Annotated in this window: 18 protein-coding genes and 1 pseudogene; 17 read left to right on the forward strand and 2 right to left on the reverse strand. The window is 45.6% G+C overall.

The window, feature by feature from the left end:
- The first annotated feature begins 123 nt into the window (after positions 1–123).
- Positions 124–1,577, forward strand: a pseudogene (locus ITJ87_RS10305) (IS1182 family transposase).
- A gap of 141 nt (positions 1,578–1,718) precedes the next feature.
- Here the strand turns inward: ITJ87_RS10305 and ITJ87_RS10310 are convergent.
- Positions 1,719–1,994, reverse strand: coding sequence for a hypothetical protein (locus ITJ87_RS10310; RefSeq protein WP_151881457.1), 276 nt, complete (start codon positions 1,992–1,994; stop codon positions 1,719–1,721).
- 793 nt (positions 1,995–2,787) lie between these two features.
- Between ITJ87_RS10310 and ITJ87_RS18980 the strand changes: the two genes are divergently transcribed.
- The 16 genes from ITJ87_RS18980 to ITJ87_RS10385 all read left to right on the forward strand — a co-directional run bounded on the left by ITJ87_RS18980 (position 2,788) and on the right by ITJ87_RS10385 (position 17,550).
- Complete coding sequence (locus ITJ87_RS18980; protein WP_005654431.1) at positions 2,788–2,997, forward strand: hypothetical protein; 210 nt, start codon at positions 2,788–2,790, stop codon at positions 2,995–2,997.
- Between the two features lie 184 nt (positions 2,998–3,181).
- Positions 3,182–3,610, forward strand: a complete 429-nt coding sequence (locus tag ITJ87_RS10315; protein ID WP_005851954.1) for a ferritin-like domain-containing protein — start codon at positions 3,182–3,184, stop codon at positions 3,608–3,610.
- Positions 3,611–3,712: 102 nt separating this feature from the next.
- Entirely contained in the window at positions 3,713–4,360 is a 648-nt protein-coding gene (locus ITJ87_RS10320) for a MarC family protein (protein WP_005851956.1), read from the forward strand.
- Between the two features lie 50 nt (positions 4,361–4,410).
- Positions 4,411–4,893 carry a ferritin gene (locus ITJ87_RS10325; RefSeq protein WP_005825794.1) on the forward strand — a complete coding sequence of 161 codons (483 nt, stop codon included), beginning with the start codon at positions 4,411–4,413 and terminating at the stop codon, positions 4,891–4,893.
- A 28-nt stretch (positions 4,894–4,921) separates the two neighbouring features.
- Positions 4,922–5,971 (forward strand): class I fructose-bisphosphate aldolase, encoded by a 1,050-nt coding sequence (locus ITJ87_RS10330; RefSeq protein WP_005825795.1) that lies wholly within the window; start codon positions 4,922–4,924, stop codon positions 5,969–5,971.
- A 13-nt stretch (positions 5,972–5,984) separates the two neighbouring features.
- The gene (gpmA, locus tag ITJ87_RS10335; RefSeq protein WP_005825796.1) at positions 5,985–6,734 is read left to right on the forward strand and encodes a 2,3-diphosphoglycerate-dependent phosphoglycerate mutase; all 750 of its coding nucleotides are present in this window, start codon (positions 5,985–5,987) and stop codon (positions 6,732–6,734) included.
- 75 nt (positions 6,735–6,809) lie between these two features.
- The gene (locus tag ITJ87_RS10340; protein ID WP_005825798.1) at positions 6,810–7,238 is read left to right on the forward strand and encodes an Hsp20/alpha crystallin family protein; all 429 of its coding nucleotides are present in this window, start codon (positions 6,810–6,812) and stop codon (positions 7,236–7,238) included.
- A 101-nt stretch (positions 7,239–7,339) separates the two neighbouring features.
- Entirely contained in the window at positions 7,340–7,837 is a 498-nt protein-coding gene (locus tag ITJ87_RS10345) for an RNA polymerase sigma factor (protein ID WP_005825799.1), read from the forward strand.
- Positions 7,838–7,859: 22 nt separating this feature from the next.
- A complete protein-coding gene (gene pfkA / locus ITJ87_RS10350) occupies positions 7,860–8,846 on the forward strand; it encodes a 6-phosphofructokinase (protein WP_195690956.1) in 987 nt (328 codons plus the stop codon).
- Positions 8,847–8,859: 13 nt separating this feature from the next.
- On the forward strand, positions 8,860–11,106 hold the full coding sequence (locus tag ITJ87_RS10355; protein WP_005825801.1) for a cation:proton antiporter: 2,247 nt from the start codon (positions 8,860–8,862) through the stop codon (positions 11,104–11,106).
- A 27-nt stretch (positions 11,107–11,133) separates the two neighbouring features.
- Positions 11,134–13,692, forward strand: a complete 2,559-nt coding sequence (gene glgP, locus ITJ87_RS10360; RefSeq protein WP_005654457.1) for an alpha-glucan family phosphorylase — start codon at positions 11,134–11,136, stop codon at positions 13,690–13,692.
- A 16-nt stretch (positions 13,693–13,708) separates the two neighbouring features.
- Entirely contained in the window at positions 13,709–14,518 is an 810-nt protein-coding gene (locus ITJ87_RS10365) for an arginase family protein (RefSeq protein ID WP_005825802.1), read from the forward strand.
- A gap of 52 nt (positions 14,519–14,570) precedes the next feature.
- Entirely contained in the window at positions 14,571–15,107 is a 537-nt protein-coding gene (locus ITJ87_RS10370) for a methylglyoxal synthase (RefSeq protein ID WP_005654459.1), read from the forward strand.
- Positions 15,108–16,437: 1,330 nt separating this feature from the next.
- On the forward strand, positions 16,438–16,653 hold the full coding sequence (locus tag ITJ87_RS10375; RefSeq protein ID WP_181980959.1) for a hypothetical protein: 216 nt from the start codon (positions 16,438–16,440) through the stop codon (positions 16,651–16,653).
- A 387-nt stretch (positions 16,654–17,040) separates the two neighbouring features.
- Positions 17,041–17,244 (forward strand): helix-turn-helix domain-containing protein, encoded by a 204-nt coding sequence (locus ITJ87_RS10380; RefSeq protein WP_074668675.1) that lies wholly within the window; start codon positions 17,041–17,043, stop codon positions 17,242–17,244.
- Between the two features lie 12 nt (positions 17,245–17,256).
- Positions 17,257–17,550, forward strand: a complete 294-nt coding sequence (locus ITJ87_RS10385) for a helix-turn-helix domain-containing protein (protein ID WP_083790987.1) — start codon at positions 17,257–17,259, stop codon at positions 17,548–17,550.
- Positions 17,551–17,615: 65 nt separating this feature from the next.
- Here the strand turns inward: ITJ87_RS10385 and ITJ87_RS10390 are convergent, their stop codons facing one another.
- The gene (locus ITJ87_RS10390) at positions 17,616–18,827 is read right to left on the reverse strand and encodes a site-specific integrase (protein WP_005825818.1); all 1,212 of its coding nucleotides are present in this window, start codon (positions 18,825–18,827) and stop codon (positions 17,616–17,618) included.
- Positions 18,828–18,833 lie beyond the last annotated feature (6 nt).

Consider the following 18,833-nt stretch of genomic DNA (forward strand, 5'->3'; position numbering starts at 1 on the left):
CTTTGGGATGGCCTTTTTTGTGTCTGCAAAAAATCGGGTAAGCCCTAACTTCGCTCAGCCAGAACTTGCCCATCTCCCTAATTTTTTGTATCTTAGGGCATCAAGTAAGATATCCCAAAGATAATGTTTAAAAGTTACACATCCAACGATAATCTGCTTTTACCTCCATGTTTAGGCGATTTTATTCCCCGGAACGATCCGGTCCGGGTTGTTCACCGCATCATTGAACAGATAAACCTTGAAGCACTTTACCGTAAGTATTCCCCTAAAGGCTGTTCTGCGTACCACCCACGCATGATGCTTCAGATTCTTGTCTATGCATTTGCGTAATATCTATTCCAGCCGTCGCATAGAAGAGTTCTGTCGTAATGACATACGCTTCATGTGGCTTACCGGCAATGTAACTCCTGACCATAATACCATCAACCGTTTCCGCAGCAGCCGGCTAAAGGATGTGCTGAAGACGATATTTGCAACCATTGTAAAGTTTCTCGTGGCGGAAGGTTTTGTAAGTCTGGATGTGGCCTGTACTGACGGGACGAAGATGGAGGTGAACGCCAACCGTTATACGTTCGTCTGGGGGGCAAATCTATACATACCCGCATATCCAGAATCGCGGAACAGCTTGAGGAGATATGGCAATACGCCGAGTCCCTCACCAAGCAGGAACTGCGTGATTCCGCTCCGGTTGCCTATCAGGATATCACCCCGGAGAAAGTGGAAAAGGCACTCGGGCAGATAGATGATGCCCTGAATGGAGTGGATGCTGACAAGAAGATGAAAGCGAAGGTAAGACGTGTAAGGAAGTCATGGCCTGAACAGCTCAAGAAATATGAATCGCAGGGAAAGATACTTGACGGACGTAACAGCTACTCAAAGACAGACAATGATGCTACTTTCATGCGCATGAAAGATGACCATATGAAGAACAGACAACTCAAACCCGGATACAATCCCCAGTTCAGTACCAATAAACAGTTCATTCTGAACTATACCATCCATCAGTGTTGGGCGATACCTCCACCTATCCTCTGCATATGGATGATTTCCATTCCCTCTACGGCAGATACCCTGACGTGTCTGTCTGTGATGCCGGATACGGAAGTGAAGAGAACTATCTGTATGCTTTCAGACATGGCATTGAAACCTTTATAAAGTACAATTATTTTCATAACGAAGAAACCGACGGCATGTATTGTCCTACGGGACAGAGAATGGAAAGACTCTCCGATGCAAGGCGGGTAACAAACAACGGTTTTGTGCAGACCATATCAAGATACAAGGCACGTAACTATAAGGACTGCCCGTTAAGATGCCGGTGCTACAGAAGCCGCTCGGAAAGGATTGTACAGGTAAATCACCGTCTGAGGAAAATCAAGGAAAGAGAACGTGAAAAGCTACTCTCTGATGAAGGTCTGAAATATCGCAGTCAGCGACCACAGGATGTGGAAGCCGTATTTGGAAACCTCAAGAACAACAAGCACTTCAAGAGGTTCCATCTTCGTGGATTTAAGAAGGTTGAAATTGAGTTCGCCCTGCTAGCCATAGCATATAATCTTGCAAAAGTAGCCTCTTAGGAGGCTTATGGCAACGAAAAAGCAGTTTGAAAGGATGAAATCTTCAAAAGTAAGTTTGTAAACACCTCTTTTGAGACAGCCTCTCCTTTTTTAGTAAATTTGTATCTGTCTAATTTTTAAGCCCCTATATCCATACTCAATCTAACCAAACATCGCATGAAGTGGTACTGCTTCATCCAAATGCAACTGATAGGCACGTTCGTACATTATTTTGTGCTTGATTGTATCGTTATATCCATTGCAGCCATTATCTGTAGTCCATTTGTATCCATGACCCATTACAGACAGGCGTTGTTCAGTATGACTTATTTTTCCTCCCTGGTGTTTTTTATGGAGTATGCATTGTGCATTTTGCGGCACCGGCCAAATATCCGGATAGAGGCATAAACCGTGCACGATGGAAATATATTTTTTCATTCTACGGTTTGTGGGCTCCGTGACCATTTTCCCTTATATGTTAACCTATATGTATTGGGATACGAATATTGTCCATGCCATTATCCTCCTTTACATTTTTATTATTGTCAAATAGATAAGATACTCACGGAAGAGTGGGTTATGGCCTATACTGCCTGCGGCATCATGGTCTGTTTTTCTGCTTGTACTATATAGAGCTTAATGTACAGCTTGAGGATTTCAAAAAAATTGTGACGGGCTTTGGCAGGCAGTAATTCTAAGACTTTTAATGAAGAAAAATTAAGCCACCCCTTAAAAAAGGAGATATTTCCTTTGAAAGAATTCATTTCTTTTATTACATTTGTATTAGTCTTTTAAAAATAGAAGATTTATAGTAAAGCGTTAAGGCATTATCCAAGTTCAGGAAATCCCCAATTTCGAAACAACAATTGGATAATACATTGGACGCTCCACGTACTATTTATATAGATTTTTGTTATATATAGGCGTGGGGCTTTGTGTATTATATGTTGTTGAGTATGGGGATACTTCTGAACGGTAATACCAAAGTTCCCACGCTTGACTTTATATAAACACAACTCCACGGAACAGGGTTGGCTTATTATAAACATTATGAAAGCAACTTGTTTTAAAAGCGAGACAACTGTCTCCAACGACTTCCCCCCTTCGTTTGTTACTGTCTTTTGTGGAATATTCTATCCTTTCATTTCCATCCTGTCTTTTTCGGGACATACCGTTCATTATCATAATCATACAAATTACATGCCAAGACACTTTTCTGCCTTCTCCTTCTATGGTACTAGATAATAGTAACTCCCCCTGTCACACAGAGGAAGAACTTTGGTTGCAGGTACTTTCTCTATCAAGAGAGTTGCAGGACTGTAAAGCTAGTCTGCACCATAATACTTTGGACTGTATTTCCGATAAGATTGAAGGAATAGAAAGAGAACTGGATATCTTATTGGATATTCTGCAAGGAAGACAAGACAAAAAGACACCATAGCACTATTTTTTGTGACAATTTGTCTATGCGGATAAGTATCCTATTATTTAAGCCTCGTTTAAGAATTCCGTTTTATGGGTTACCCACAATCGAATGGAATTTTTATATACAGGGAATAACACATAATATTAGTAATGGATTTTCAATATTCAGAGTGATAATGGATAAACGAATAGAAAACGCCATGAATGAGTTGATCAATACAGAAATATGGTCAACCGGTTTATACCTGTCATTGCAGGTCTATTTTGAAGATGAACGGCTTCCAATACTTAGCTCCTGGCTAAACTCCCAAGCACAGGACAATATGAACAAGGTTTATCAGATGATGAATCGGATATGCCATGATGGAGGATGTGTTGCAATCAATGAAATGAAACGGGATACACATGAATGGACAACGCCATTGAATGCCCTGAATGAATTGCTTGAACACGAGCAGTACATATCATGTCAGGTAAACACATTTCTCATATTATGCCGGAATGTGAACATGTCCTTCCATTCTTTCATCAGCGGGCTGTATGCAGACCGTATATATGTAAGTACGGTATTTATGGAATTATTACGTATCCTCGCCAAGGAAAACGAACGGAGACTACCTTATTTTTGACGGTATGGATTTAAGATTGATATTCTGCAAAATTTAATATTGCAGAATGCTATCTGGTATGTTTTTTGCGATATAATAATCGACAATAAAATATATGTCATCATGGATATATTTGTATATATAACATTGTGTTTCACTTCGCTATTCACCTTGATGGACCCGCTTGGAGTGATGCCGGTATTCCTGCAAATGACTGATGGAATGGATACGAAAGAACGCAGATGTATCGCCTTGAAAGCATGTACCATTGCATTTATCATATTAGTCCTTTTTACATTATCGGGCAGGTTCCTGTTTCATTTTTTCGGCATCTCAACAGACGGATTCCGGATTGTGGGAGGTATCATCATCTTTAAAATCGGATATGATATGTTGCAGGCACATTTCACCCATGTGAAACTGAATGAAACTGAACGAAAAGAATATTCCAAAGATATAACCATCACACCTCTTGCCATTCCGATGTTATGCGGTCCGGGAGCGATTTCCAGTGGAATAACATTGATGGAAGATGCTTCGGAATATACTTTCAAAATAGTATTGCTTGGCGTAATCGCTTTGGTCTGCATTCTTTCATTCTTTATTCTGTGCGCGTCCACCCAGCTTTTAAAAATCTTGGGAGAGACGGGAAACAATGTAATGATGAGACTGATGGGACTTATTCTGATGGTGATCGCCGTGGAATGTTTTATCAGCGGGATACGTCCGGTATTAATTGAAATTTTGAAACAAGCCCATGCTTGTTCTTAAAGAAGAGAGATAATTTGGATTTATTATTAACATTAAAAGTTTGATTCGTCATGACTGAAAAATTGCAAAATGCCCTGAATGAGCAAATCACAGCAGAATTATGGTCTGCCAACCTGTATTTATCGATGTCTTTTTATCTGGAAAGAGAGGGCTTTTCCGGAATGGCTCGCTGGATGCAGAAACAATCTGCAGAAGAGATCGGGCATGCATATGCCATTGCTGAGTACATGATTAAGCGTGAGGCAACCCCGAAAGTGGACAAGGTCGATGTGGTTCCACAAGGTTGGGGTAACCTTGTTGAAGTATTCGAACATGCTTTGGAGCATGAAAAACATGTTTCCAAACTGATTGATGAATTGGTACAGGTAGCATCCGAAGAGAAAGACAATGCCACTCAGAACTTCTTGTGGCAATTTGTTCGTGAGCAGGTAGAAGAAGAAGCGAATGTACTCAATATTGTTAGTCGGCTAAGGAAAGCCGGAGACAGTGCTATCCTTTTTATGGATGCAAAACTGGGTGAACGGGAGTCATAAACCAGAATAATCAATAAAAATAAATAAGATGAAAATAGTAGATTTATTGGGAGGACAGGCTGAGTACTACCTGAACCATACATGTAAGACGATAGACAAACAACTTATCCATATTCCGGGACCGGATATGATAGATAAGGTATGGATGAATTCCGACAGGAATATACGCACCTTGGAGAGCCTACAAGCCCTGTACGGGCACGGGCGTTTGGCCAATACCGGGTATGTCTCCATCCTGCCGGTGGATCAGGGGATAGAACATTCTGCAGGAGCGTCTTTCGCCCCCAATCCGCTTTATTTCGATCCCGAAAACATCATAAAGCTGGCCATTGAAGGAGGATGCAACGCCGTGGCATCCACATTCGGAGTTCTGGGAGCTGTGGCACGTAAGTACGCCCATAAGATTCCTTTCATCGTGAAGTTGAACCATAACGAGCTGTTGACTTATCCGAACAGCTACGACCAGGTAATGTTCGGTACGGTAAAAGAGGCATGGAACATGGGTGCTGTAGCTGTCGGCGCTACCATTTATTTCGGTTCGGAACAAAGCCGCCGCCAGATAGTAGAAGTGTCACAGGCTTTTGAATATGCCCACGAACTGGGAATGGCTACTATTTTATGGTGCTATTTGAGAAACAGCAGCTTCAAAAAGGATGAAACCGACTATCATGCCGCTGCCGATTTAACAGGACAAGCCAACCATATCGGGGTTACCATCAAAGCCGATATCGTGAAGCAGAAGCTCCCATCCAATAACGGCGGTTTCAAGGCTATCGGATTCGGAAAGACAAACGAGCGTATGTATTCGGAACTGACCACTGACCATCCGATAGACCTTTGTCGTTATCAGGTGGCGAATGGCTATATGGGACGTGTCGGATTGATCAACTCGGGCGGGGAATCCCATGGGGAATCCGACCTGCATGATGCCGTCGTAACGGCAGTAGTAAACAAGCGTGCAGGTGGTATGGGGCTGATCAGCGGTCGTAAGGCTTTCCAGAAACCGATGAAAGACGGAGTTCAACTTCTGAACACCATTCAGGACGTATATCTGGATTCTTCAATAACCATTGCATAAAGGAGAAGTATCCATGAAAAGAATAGTGTTATTACGTCATGGCGAAAGCCTATGGAACAAAGAAAACCGTTTTACCGGATGGACGGACGTGGATTTAAGCGAGAAAGGAGTCGAAGAAGCCTGCAAGGCAGGCGATGCATTACGGGAGGCCGGATTTTCTTTTGAGGCAGCTTACACTTCTTACTTGAAACGTGCCGTAAAAACGTTGAACTGTGTCCTGGACCGGCTGGATGAAGACTGGATTCCGGTTGAAAAGACCTGGCGGCTGAACGAGAAGCATTACGGCATGCTTCAAGGACTGAATAAGAGTGAGACGACGGTCCAATATGGTGAAGAACAAGTACACATCTGGCGAAGAAGCTATGACGTGGCTCCCGCTCCGGTAGGCAAAGATGATCCCCGTAATCCGGGCATGGATATCCGCTATGCCGGTGTGCCAGATAGGGAACTTCCCCGTACGGAATCCCTGAAAGATGCTATTGGGCGTGTCATGCCTTACTGGGAATGCATCATCTTTCCCGCATTGATGTATAAGGACAGCCTGCTGGTAGTCGCCCATGGCAACAGCCTGCGCGGAATCATCAAGCATCTCAAAGGGATTTCCGATACGGATATTTCCAACCTGAACCTGCCTACGGCGGTTCCTTATGTCTTTGAATTTGACGACAGACTGGTTCTTGTCAAGGACTACTACCTTGGAAACCCGGAAGAGATACGGAAACGGACAAAGGCTGTAGCCGAACAAGGTATGATCAGACGATAAAAGTCAGTCAATCAGACTGGATTGTATTGTCTTTTTGAATATTTTATTTATTAACAATTAAAAAAGGAGGTAAAAATGGTACCTGTAAAAACAAACTCAAACTGGTTGCCGAGTATTTTTAACGATTTCTTCGAGAATGAGTGGCTGGCAAAAACGGGAGTTACGGCTCCTGCCATCAATGTCATTGAGAATGACAAGGACTACAAGGTTGAAATGGCGGCTCCCGGAATGACAAAGGATGATTTCAAGGTGAATGTTGACGAGAACAACAACCTGACAATCTGCATGGAAAAGAAAGAAGAGAAGAAGGAGGAGAAGAAAGACAAGAAGTATCTCCGCCGCGAATTCTCATATTCCAAGTTCCAGCAGACCATCCTGCTGCCTGAAAATGTGGAGAAGGATAAGATCTCCGCAAAAGTCGAACACGGGATTCTGTCCATTGAAATCCCGAAAATGAAGGAGGAAGAAAAACAAAAAACTTTCAAGGCTATCGAGGTTAAATAATTCCAGATCTGGAATGTCGTAAGGTCGGACAGGCTTTTCTTGTTCGGAAAAGCCGTCCGACCTTTAACAGACACTTCCGGAACAGGGAACCGGCACAACCGATGAAGGAATTCAATTTTGAAAAAGAACTACTTGGCGTACAGGACGAACTGTTCCGTTTTGCGTACAAACTGACAGCTAACAGGGAGAAGGCGGAAGACCTGTTGCAGGATACCCTGCTCAAGGCAATGCTTCACAAAGAAAGTTACAACAAGAACACGAATTTCAAAGGGTGGCTGTTTATCATCATGCGCAACACGTTTATCAACGGTTACCGGGCGGAGGTCGGTCATACCCGCCTGTACATATCCTCCGATCCTGCATATTATTCGCGGATCATGGACGAGTCCCGTACAGAGGAGGTGGACAAGAACTATGACCTGGAAAAGATACGTAATGCCATCAAAAGTGTACCGGAGTCACATTTCATACCTTTTGAGATGTACCTGTCAGGATTCAAATACCGTGAGATAGCGGAAAGAACCGGCGTGAGTTTGGGAACTATAAAGAGCCGTATTTTTCACTGCCGGAAAAAACTGAAAGCTATATTGGCAGAATGAAACAAAACAAGAACTGAGATAGATGAAAAAAGATGAATATATAGGAATTCTGACTTCCGGAGGGGACGCTTCCGGAATGAACGCGGCTATCCGTGCCGTGACCCGCGCCGCTATTTTTAACGGATTTAAAGTGAAAGGAATTTATAGAGGTTACGAGGGGCTGATTGCCGGTGAAGTGAAAGAACTCACTACGGAAGACGTAAGCAGCATTATCCAGAGGGGAGGTACCATACTGAAAACAGCCCGCTCCGAGACTTTCATCACTCCCGAAGGACGCAAGAAAGCTTATGAGATCATACAGAAAGAGAACATCAATGCATTGATAATTATCGGTGGAGACGGTTCCCTGACGGGAGCCCGGATCTTTGCGGAGGAGTATGATGTGACGTGCATAGGATTGCCCGGCACCATTGACAATGATCTGTACGGCACCGATTTTACCATAGGATATGATACGGCCCTGAACACCATCGTGGAGTGTGTGGACAAAATCCGGGATACGGCCACCTCGCACGACCGCATTTTCTTTGTCGAGGTGATGGGGCGTGATGCGGGCTTCCTGGCACAAAACAGCGCAATAGCTTCCGGTGCTGAAGCGGCCATCATTCCGGAAGACCGGACGGACGTGGACCAGTTGGAAACATTCATCGGACGTGGATTCAGAAAGACGAAAAACAGCAGCATCGTAATTGTGACCGAAAGTCCTGAAAACAAGAATGGAGGTGCCATGTATTACGCCGACCGGGTAAAGAAGGAATATCCCGGATATGATGTCAGGGTTTCTATCCTGGGCCATCTGCAACGGGGTGGCGCTCCGAGTGCCAATGACCGCATACTGGCAAGCCGGCTGGGTGAAGCCGCAATCCAGGTCTTAATGGAAGGCCAGCGAAATGTTATGATAGGCATACGGAACAACGAGATTGTTTATGTTCCTTTTGTCCAGGCAATCAAAAAGGACAAGCCTATTGACAAAAGCCTGATCCGGGTCCTTAACGAATTATCGATCTAAAATAACCGTTAATATGTCAGAAGTTGCTCCTTTAATATCGGATCTTGCCATAATTCTGATTATTGCCGGTATTGTAACCGTCATTTTCAAGTGGCTGAAGCAACCGGTCATATTGGGCTACATTGTAGCCGGTATTATGGCGGGTCCTTCCGTTTCCCTGGTCCCGACTGTTTCCGATCCTGCCAATATCAAAATATGGGCGGACATCGGTGTCATTTTTCTGCTGTTCGCGATGGGACTGGACTTTTCGTTCAAGAAATTGATAAATGTGGGCATTACGGCTATCGTTGCCACTGTCACTATTGTATGTGGCATGATGTTCATAGGCTATACAGCGGGGAATGCAATGGGGTTCTCCCACATGAGCAGTATTTTTCTGGGTGGAATGTTGTCCATGTCGTCCACGGCCATCGTATTCAAGGCCTTCAATGACATGGGACTTCTCCAACAGAAATTCACCGGCATTGTCTTGGGGATTCTTGTCATCGAAGATCTGGTGGCGGTAGTGATGATGGTTATTCTTTCCACGTTGGCGGTAGGCAAACATTTTGAAGGGAAGGAGATGCTGGAAAGTATATTGAAGCTGGCCGCTTTCCTGATTTTCTGGTCGGCATTGGGTATCTATCTGATACCTACCCTGCTGAAGAAGATACGCCGTTTCACCAGCAACGAGATTTTATTGATAACCTCTCTGGGACTTTGCCTGGGAATGGTGATGATTGCGACAAAAGCGGGATTTTCTGCCGCATTGGGAGCCTTTGTCATGGGGTCCCTGCTGGCAGAGACCGTTGAAGCGGAAAAAATCGCACATATCGTACAGCCGGTAAAAGACCTGTTCGCTTCCATATTTTTCGTGTCGGTGGGAATGATGATCGATCCTGCCATGATGTGGGAATATGCCGTCCCTATTCTTATCCTGACATTGCTGGTACTGTCCGGTCAGGTCCTGTTCGGGAGCTTTGGTGTCCTGCTTTCCGGCCAGCCGTTGAAAATTGCCATACAGTCCGGCTTTTCACTGACACAGGTCGGTGAGTTCGCATTCATCATCGCATCTTTAGGCGTCAGTCTGAATGTCACGGACAAGTATCTCTATCCGGTCATAGTGGCCGTATCTGTCATAACGACTTTTCTTACCCCCTATATGATACGGCTTTCGGAACCGGCATACCGGTTTATAGACATCCACATGCCTGGATTCCTGAAAGATTATCTCGTACACTATACGTCCGGGGCAATGACTGTAAAACACCAGGGCACTTGGCATAAACTGATCCGGTCTATGCTGGTGTCTGTCACACTCTATCTGGTCGTATGCGTTTTTTTCATCACTTTATATTTTTCCTATGTGCATCCTTTGATTAGGAAAAGTCTGCCGGGAATGGAAGGGAACTTGTTGGGCTTCATCATCATCTTTCTTGTCATATCCCCGTTTCTATGGGCCATCATCATGAAAAAGAACAATTCAGCCGAGTTCCGTAAACTCTGGACGGACAACAAGTTCAACAGAGGGCCTTTGGTATCAATCGTACTTGTCAAAATACTGATTTGCACGATTATCATGATGAGTATCATTACCCATCTTTTCAATGTTGCCTTGGGAGCCGGGCTGGTAGTTTCTTCCCTTATCATTGCCGTCATTTATTTCTCCAAGCGGATCAAGAAACGGTCGCTGACTATAGAGAGACAATTTATGGCAAACTTTCAAGGGACGGATGGGAATGGACTTTCTACAGAAAGTGATACAGGCTCCACCCTTGGCAGCAATATCCCGTTCAAGGAATTACATTTGGCGGATTTCACAGTATCCCCTGATTCCATATATGTGGGCAGAACATTAAAAGAAAGCAGCCTGCGCACCTTGTTTCAGATAAATGTGATTTCAATCACCCGTGGAGAAAAACGCCTGGATATACCACAAGGGGAAGAGCATCTCTATCCATATGACAAGGTTACGGTCGTAGGTACGGACCGGCAGTTGGAAAGCTTCCGGACATCCATGGAGCAAAAGAAGGTAGAAAGGAACGGGAACGGAACATCCTCGCAGGATGAGATGGAAATAGGGCAATTTCCTGTCGAAGGAGGTTCACCATTGATCGGAAAGACGATCCGGGAGGCAGACATATCGGATAGCATCATTATCGGAATAGAGAGAAGTACCGTGAATATTATGAATCCAGACCCTGATACAATTTTCAAGGAGAATGATACGGTATGGATTGTCGGTAAACGAAAAATAATAAAAGGATTGAATAAAGATTAGAACTTATTTAATTTAATATAAAATGTCATGGAATATTCAAGTTATAATGTAAATACCCCTCAATGGAGGGAGATTACAGTAGGTTCACATCTTCCTGCAGAACTGCGGAAGCTTGCAGAAATCGCACATAATCTCTGGTGGACATGGAATGATGACGTAAAGAAACTGTATTGTGATTTGGACCCGGGACTTTGGAAAGAGGTGGAACAGAATCCGGTATTGTTTCTGGAGCGGATAAATTATGAAAAGCTGGTAGCGCTGGCACATGATGAGAACTTTGTCTATAAAATGGATGCCGTCTATTCCGCCTTCAAAAAATACATCGATGTGGAACCGGACCACCAGCGCCCGTCAATAGCTTATTTCAGCATGGAATACGGCTTGGATGAAGTTCTTAAGATATATTCCGGTGGTTTGGGAATGTTGGCGGGGGATTACCTGAAAGAGGCGTCGGACAGCAATGTGGACCTTTGTGCCATAGGACTTTTGTACCGTTACGGTTATTTTGACCAGTCGCTTTCCATGGACGGCCAGCAGACAGTCAATTATAAAGCGCAGAATTTCGGGCAGCTCCCGATTGAAAAGGTAATGCAACCGGATGGGAAACAACTGGTAATCCACGTCCCCTATGCCGACAGTTTTGTGGTACATGCCAATGTTTGGAAAGCCAGTGTGGGGCGTATCCCCCTTTATCTGCTGGATACGGACAATGAACTCAACAGCGAGTTTGACCGCCCTATCACTCACCATCTGTATGGAGGTGACTGGGAGAATCGGCTAAAACAGGAAATTCTGCTTGGCATAGGCGGGATGATGACGCTGAAAGCTTTGGGTATAACGAAGGATGTATATCACTGTAATGAGGGGCATGCCGCATTGATCAATATCCAGCGGCTTTGTGATTACATAAATGGCGGCTTGAATTTTGGGCAGGCCATGGAGCTGGTACGTGCTTCCTCACTTTATACCGTACATACTCCCGTACCCGCTGGTCATGATTATTTTGACGAAGGGCTTTTCAATAAATATATGAAGGGATATCCTGGCAAGTTGGGTATAACCTGGGATAACCTGATGGATCTCGGGCGTCACAATCCGGGAGACAAGGAGGAACGTTTCTGCATGTCTGTCTTCGCCTGCAAGACCTGCCAGGAGGTAAACGGCGTCAGCAAGTTACATAAATCGGTATCCCAGCAAATGTTTGCGCCGATCTGGAAGGGATACTTCCCGGAAGAGAACCATGTGGGTTATGTAACCAACGGGGTACATCTGCCTACCTGGTGTGCGGCAGAATGGAAAAAGCTTTTCAAGGACAATTTTGATGAGAACTTTTTCTGTGACCAGTCCAATCAGAAAATCTGGGAGGCTGTCTATGGCATCCCAGATGAAGAGATATGGAATACCCGGTTAAAACAGAAAGCAAAATTGCTGGACTATATCAAAAGCAAATGCAGCAAGGACTGGCTCAGGAGTCAGGTTGATCCGGCATTGAGCGTTTCCATTTTTGAGAGATTCAATCCCGATGCCCTTCTAATAGGTTTCGGACGCCGTTTTGCTACATATAAGAGGGCTCATCTTCTGTTCACGGATATAGACCGACTTGCTAGGATCGTGAATAATCCGAAATATCCGGTACAGTTCATCTTTGCAGGCAAAGCCCATCCCAATGACGGTGCCGGGCAGGGACTGATCAAGCAAATCGTGGAAATATCCCGGCGCCCGGAATTTTTAGGTAAAATCATATTCTTGGAGAATTACGACATGGACCTGGCGCGCCATCTTATCTCGGGTGTGGATATCTGGATGAATACCCCTACGCGGTTGGCAGAAGCTTCGGGTACGTCGGGCGAGAAGGCATTGATGAACGGTGTGCTTAATTTCTCCGTGCTGGACGGTTGGTGGTATGAAGGATACCGCAAGGATGCCGGATGGGCACTGACCGATAAAAGTACTTATCAGAATGAACAGTACCAAAACCAGCTGGATGCCGAAGCCATCTATTATTTGTTGGAGCATGACATCCTGCCACTATATTACGAGCATGGGGGGAAGAACTATTCGGAAAACTGGGTCAAGTATATCAAGAACTCAATCGCACAAATCGCTCCCCATTTTACCATGAAAAGACAGTTGGACGACTACTATGACAGGTTCTATAACAAGCTGTCAGAGCATTTCCATATTCTGGCAGCCGACAACTTTGCGAAGGCGAAAATGATGGCTGACTGGAAAGCAAACGTCCGGAGCAGATGGGATGCCATAGAAATCAAATCCATAGAGGCTGGGAATGGGCTGAATGCCACGGTTGAAGCCGGAAAGGAATATGAGGTGACGGTTGTCGTTGATGAGAAAGGCCTGGATGACGCAATCGGAATAGAATCGGTCATTATCAGGCATGAAGGCGGTCAGGATCACATATATGAGGTAATTCCCCTTTCGTCAGTTTCCAAGAATGGGAATTTATATACCTTTAAGGCGACATCCGGCATTTTCAACGCCGGAAGCTTCAAGCAGGCCTTCCGTATGTATCCCAAGAATGCTTTGTTACCTCACCGGCAAGATTTCTGTTATGTACGATGGTTTTAATGAACAGTAAAAGGATATGCAAAAACAACGTATGAGCGGGCAAAATCAAAAAACAGATAAACGGATAGCATGGCCGATCATCATCATGAACTTCACGGGAGTGTATGACTACGAGGCGTTTGCCCGGAACAATAAGTTTATATGGCTGGACTGTCGTCATCTTTATGGTACAGAGGGCTACTGTGACAGGGATGGTACTTTGGCTTTGAAGCGGATGATTGCTGATTATCCGGCGGAGGGAGTCCATTTCATCGATTCAGGCAATTATCATTATTTGACTAAATTCTGGACAGACAAACTCGAAACTCCGTTTTCGCTGATTGTGTTCGACCACCATCCCGATATGCAGCCACCGTTGTTTGACAACATACTTTCTTGCGGAAGTTGGGTAAAGGATATATTGGACCATAACAACAACTGCAAGAAAGTAATTATCGTAGGTGCTTCAGACAAACTGATACAGGCTGTGCCGAAAGGATATGAAAGACAAGTCCGGTTTTACAGTGAAACTACGCTCATGCACGAAGAGGGTTGGCAGGACTTTTCTTCCGGACATATCAACGGGCCGGTTTACATTTCCATAGACAAGGATGTCTTGAATCCGGCTTCGGCAGCAACAAACTGGGATCAAGGTTCTCTCAGCTTATGGGAATTGGAGAAACTGCTGGCTGTTATTCTTCAGAAAGAACAGGTAGTGGGCATTGACATCTGTGGGGAATGCTCCACAACACTCAATCTTTTTGAAGAAAAACGGGAAACCATCATGGATAGCCGGGCAAACAAAGAATTGCTCAGACTTATCCGGTCATCCTCCGGCCTTCAATAGAATTAGTTTTTTCTTGTTATTATAATTTATCATATAAAAATAATTTAGCTTTATGAAAACAATTGTTCGAAGAATTGGGCTTGTTGCACACGATGCAATGAAAAAAGACATGATAGAGTGGGTTCTCTGGAACTCGGAACGTCTGATAGGACATAAATTCTATTGTACGGGTACAACCGGTACACTAATTAAAAAAGCCCTTGAAGAAAAACATCCTGAAATCAAATGGGATATCACAATCCTGAAATCTGGTCCTTTAGGAGGTGACCAGCAAATTGGTTCGCGGATCGTAGAAGGAGAAATAGACTATCTGTTCTTTTTTACAGATCCGATGACACTACAGCCGCACGATACGGATGTGAAAGCATTGACCAGACTGGCTGGAGTTGAAAATATTGTTTTCTGCTGTAACCGTTCGACTGCGGACCACATTATTACGAGTCCTTTATTCACTGACCCAACTTACGAACGTATTCATCCGGATTATACCAATTACACGCAGCGTTTTGAAAACAAGGGAATCATATCTGAAGCAGTGGAGCAAGTGAAAAAGCGGAGGAATAAAAGTGAGAATAACATTTCCAAATGAACTGTAATAAGTAGTAGCATATTTATAAGGCTATCTAAGAAACAAGTTGTTTACATCTTTCAGAACTGGTATCTACTGAATGGTAATCTGCTTCCACCAACCAGAAGGGTTGGTGGAAAGAAACCACTTATAAAATATTTCGCTTCCTTTATGCATCCCAGTCGAAAAAGGACAAGGGCATTGCGGGTGTACATCACTCCTTTCACCTTCTTGTTTAGTCCTTCCAGCAAAGTCTTGCTACCAGTTTTTTCTGGAACTACCTTGTGAAAAATTATGCGAAAATCGCCTTTCTGTGCCCGGATTCATCCGCAGGATCCCATGCCAAAGGGACATGGAACATGCCGGTAGCTTATCCCCCACGACTCCGGAGCATCAGGGGGTAGGGACGGTTTGGCGGCAGGTTGCCGTTAAACCGTACGATTTTCGTTTAACGAAAACACAACTTGCTGTCCGCAGGAGCGGACCATGTTTCTCCAATAATTATTGTGTATCAGACCATTGTGTGGCTATTTTCCTGTGGTTTGTGGGGCTTTTCCATCAGATATTTGCCGGCTGTTCTCCCCATTAAAGGATAGATATATCTCCATGACCATGTGACTTACGCCCATAATTCGGGGATAAGGAGGCGAATATACGGAAAATCTGCCCTTTACATGCCCTATTGTCCATTAATGGATTGCTACTTCTACACTTCTGCAAATGGAGAATAACAGGTAGCCGTATACGCCTTATTGTTTTTCTTCATCGTCTCCATTAACGGATTGCTACTTCTACACTTCTGCAAATGGAGAATAACAGGTAGCCGTATACGCCTTATTGTTTTTTCATCGTCTCCATTAATGGATTGAAACTTCTACACATCTGTAAATGGAGAATAACAGGTAGCCGTATACGCCTTATTGTTTTTCTTCATCGTCTCCATTAATGGATTGATATTTATACACTTCTGCAAATGGAGATTTTGAGATATCTATATCCGGAAGGATGCGTGCTCCCTTCGCTCCCGGCTATCCCTATTTTGATATCCGGCTATATCGCAATTCTGTGATAGCATTATCCGGATAGCGTATCATACGGCTATATACAAATATGGCTACACTATAATTCATGGTTGTGATGGAGATGGCTTTTCCTATCCGGTAACAGACCATGATGCCACGAGGAAAAAAGCGACAGCCGCAGAGAAAAAACGGATGGCAGGAACCATTATGAAATCTGGTAAATAGAAAATCCGGTACATGCGAATTCAGGCGATCATCCTGGATGGTAACCTGTCAAAGAGGCTTTTGAGACATTTGAAATACCGATAATAAAAAAAACGAGATCAGGTATTTGGGCGGATGGCGGCAGGATTGCCGCCTCCGGCCCTTCCGAGTTTGTACGCGTCCTGCGTGAGGGCAGCTGGTTTGACAGCGGGTGCACCGACGGGGAGTACATGGTGAATTTCTCCGGGCGGTACAGGGAACTGCACGGGGTGACGGTGAGGACCGACACGCCGGAGCATTTCATGGACGACCTGAAAAAGTACGGTTACATCAAGGGCTGAACAGTCCGTTCCTTTATTATTACACTCCCTGCCGGTTTGGGGTCGCTTCACTTCCGGTGGGGATTTTTCTTTTTTCATCGCCGTGACGCACCCGTCCTTCAGGTTTTCCAAAGGGGGTCGTGAAAACCGACCGGCTACGGAGTATTTTTCCTTCCCATATGACAAAAACCGACTATCCATGACTATTCCTGCCAGTGTACCGGTCGCACTTGCCTCTCATGGTTTCTTCCCTTATATTCGCACTGACATTTAAACAAGTTGAAAAATATGGAAATATGCTACATCGAGGCCGGTGTCCTTGAGAGGATGCTGGCACGCGCCGAGAACCTGTCCGCACATGTGGACAGACTGTATGAGAGAAACCGCTGTAAGGAACCCGGAGAGTGACTGGACGGCCAGGATGTCTGCCTGCGCCTTGACATCTCGCCACGTACCCTGCAGACACTCCGCGATACCGGACGGCTGGCGTTCACCCGCCTCCAGCGCAAGTTCTATTACAAGCCAGAGGATGTGGAGAAGCTGATGGCCTACGTCGGCATCAGACGCAAGGAGAAGGCAATGAGAGAAGGAAGGAAGAACGGAAACCTTTAAAGAGCGGAAGAGATGGAAGGCATTATCGACAAGGAGAACGAACGTGTCCGCAGGTTCTTTGCCCTGCTGGACAACATGGAGAAAAAAGTGGAGCATCTTGCCCGTGACAACCGTCCTCCCTTCAACGGGGAACGGTTCCTGACTGACAGAGAGCTTTCCGGAACGTTGAGGATCAGCCGCAGGTGCCTGCAGGATTACAGGGACCAAGGGCGGATTCCCTATATCCAGCTTGGCGGGAAGATCCTGTACAGGCAGTCGGACATCGAGAAGCTGTTGGAGGAGAACTATCACGCAGCATTGGTATAATATCGTATTCAAGTTTAAGGATTGCCGCCGGAATCGTAAATACAATTCCGGCGGCATTTTTTTATTTAGCCTGCGGCTTCCTTGCCGGCCGCAGGCTTTCTTCTTTCCATCAGCCGGTCCATGTCCGAGGATATCTTCCGGTCGGTGACCTGGGCGTAGACCTGCGTGCTGTCGATATTCGTATGGCCCATTATCCTGGCGATGCTCTCTATCGGAATGCCCGCGGTCAGTGTCAGGGTCCCGAACGAATGCCGGGCCATGTGGTAGGACAGGTTCTCTTTCATGCCTAATGCCACGCCCATTCCATGTACCTCGTACCAGAGGACATCGCGGACCGGCAGCGGGAATACCGGCCTGTCGTCATCCGTGGTGTTGTAAAGATCCAGTATCTGTCCGGCTATGGGATGCAGCGGGATGAACGCCTCCACGTCCGTTTTGGCGCGGCGGATGCGGATATACCTTCTTCCTTCCGAGGTCGTTCCGATGTGACGGGGATGGAGAGCCCTCGTATCCGCGTAAGCCAGACCGGTCAGCGAGGAGAAGATGAACGTCCTGCGCGCCAGCTCCATCATCGGGTCGGGCAGCGGGGTTTCCATCATCCGCTTCAGTTCACTGCGGCTGATATGCCTTAGTTTAGGTGCTTCTTTCCTCTCGTATGCCACGTCCTCTATCGGGTTGGCACGCAATACTTCCCGGTCCACGGCGATGTAGATGAGCCGGTTGAGCCAGCACAGGCAGTGGTTCACGTGTCCGTTCCTGTGTCCCAGCTCCTTCTTGAGAAAGACCTTGAACGATTCGGCGAACTCTTCGGTGATGTCCGAAAAGGCGATGTCCTTCATCCCACGGGATTCGATGAACTGCCTGAGGTTAAGCTGCGTGGTCTTCGACTGGCGGTAGGTGGAGGTGGAATTGATCTCCTTGGAGCGGACCCTAAGCCGTTCGCGTTCCACCTCTCCGGCCTGCAGGAGGTATTCCGGCACGGAATTGGCACCGGATACGGTGGTCTTGAGCAGCTCGGCCGTGACCACTCCCTGGTTCCTCAGCAGGTTCCCGTACGCCTCTTCCAGCCGGCTTCGGAAGGCGGCAAGGCGGTTGTTCTCCCTGGCTGTTTTGATTTCACACTTCTTGCTGTCCCAGTCTCCGGGTTTGCAATAGATGCCTGTCGTGACAGCCGATTTCTTTCCGTCGATGCTGATCCGGCAGAGGACGGCGGTCGTGCCGTCCGATTTCACCTTGTTACGGTTGATGTAGAATAAGAGCTTGAATGTACTGCGCATGATAAT

This window comes from Bacteroides sp. HF-162 (assembly GCF_015679285.1).
In the GTDB taxonomy this organism is placed as follows: domain Bacteria; phylum Bacteroidota; class Bacteroidia; order Bacteroidales; family Bacteroidaceae; genus Bacteroides; species Bacteroides uniformis.

What these genes read in the sequence shown, in the direction of transcription:
- ITJ87_RS10310 (WP_151881457.1), bottom strand. Translation starts at nt 1,994, where the DNA reads ATGAAAAAATATATTTCCATCGTGCACGGTTTATGCCTCTATCCGGAT.
- ITJ87_RS18980 (WP_005654431.1), top strand. Translation starts at nt 2,788, where the DNA reads ATGGTACTAGATAATAGTAACTCCCCCTGTCACACAGAGGAAGAACTT.
- ITJ87_RS10315 (WP_005851954.1), top strand. Translation starts at nt 3,182, where the DNA reads ATGAATGAGTTGATCAATACAGAAATATGGTCAACCGGTTTATACCTG.
- ITJ87_RS10320 (WP_005851956.1), top strand. Translation starts at nt 3,713, where the DNA reads ATGGATATATTTGTATATATAACATTGTGTTTCACTTCGCTATTCACC.
- ITJ87_RS10325 (WP_005825794.1), top strand. Translation starts at nt 4,411, where the DNA reads ATGACTGAAAAATTGCAAAATGCCCTGAATGAGCAAATCACAGCAGAA.
- ITJ87_RS10330 (WP_005825795.1), top strand. Translation starts at nt 4,922, where the DNA reads ATGAAAATAGTAGATTTATTGGGAGGACAGGCTGAGTACTACCTGAAC.
- gpmA (WP_005825796.1), top strand. Translation starts at nt 5,985, where the DNA reads ATGAAAAGAATAGTGTTATTACGTCATGGCGAAAGCCTATGGAACAAA.
- ITJ87_RS10340 (WP_005825798.1), top strand. Translation starts at nt 6,810, where the DNA reads ATGGTACCTGTAAAAACAAACTCAAACTGGTTGCCGAGTATTTTTAAC.
- ITJ87_RS10345 (WP_005825799.1), top strand. Translation starts at nt 7,340, where the DNA reads ATGAAGGAATTCAATTTTGAAAAAGAACTACTTGGCGTACAGGACGAA.
- pfkA (WP_195690956.1), top strand. Translation starts at nt 7,860, where the DNA reads ATGAAAAAAGATGAATATATAGGAATTCTGACTTCCGGAGGGGACGCT.
- ITJ87_RS10355 (WP_005825801.1), top strand. Translation starts at nt 8,860, where the DNA reads ATGTCAGAAGTTGCTCCTTTAATATCGGATCTTGCCATAATTCTGATT.
- glgP (WP_005654457.1), top strand. Translation starts at nt 11,134, where the DNA reads ATGGAATATTCAAGTTATAATGTAAATACCCCTCAATGGAGGGAGATT.
- ITJ87_RS10365 (WP_005825802.1), top strand. Translation starts at nt 13,709, where the DNA reads ATGCAAAAACAACGTATGAGCGGGCAAAATCAAAAAACAGATAAACGG.
- ITJ87_RS10370 (WP_005654459.1), top strand. Translation starts at nt 14,571, where the DNA reads ATGAAAACAATTGTTCGAAGAATTGGGCTTGTTGCACACGATGCAATG.
- ITJ87_RS10385 (WP_083790987.1), top strand. Translation starts at nt 17,257, where the DNA reads ATGGAAGGCATTATCGACAAGGAGAACGAACGTGTCCGCAGGTTCTTT.
- ITJ87_RS10390 (WP_005825818.1), bottom strand. Translation starts at nt 18,827, where the DNA reads ATGCGCAGTACATTCAAGCTCTTATTCTACATCAACCGTAACAAGGTG.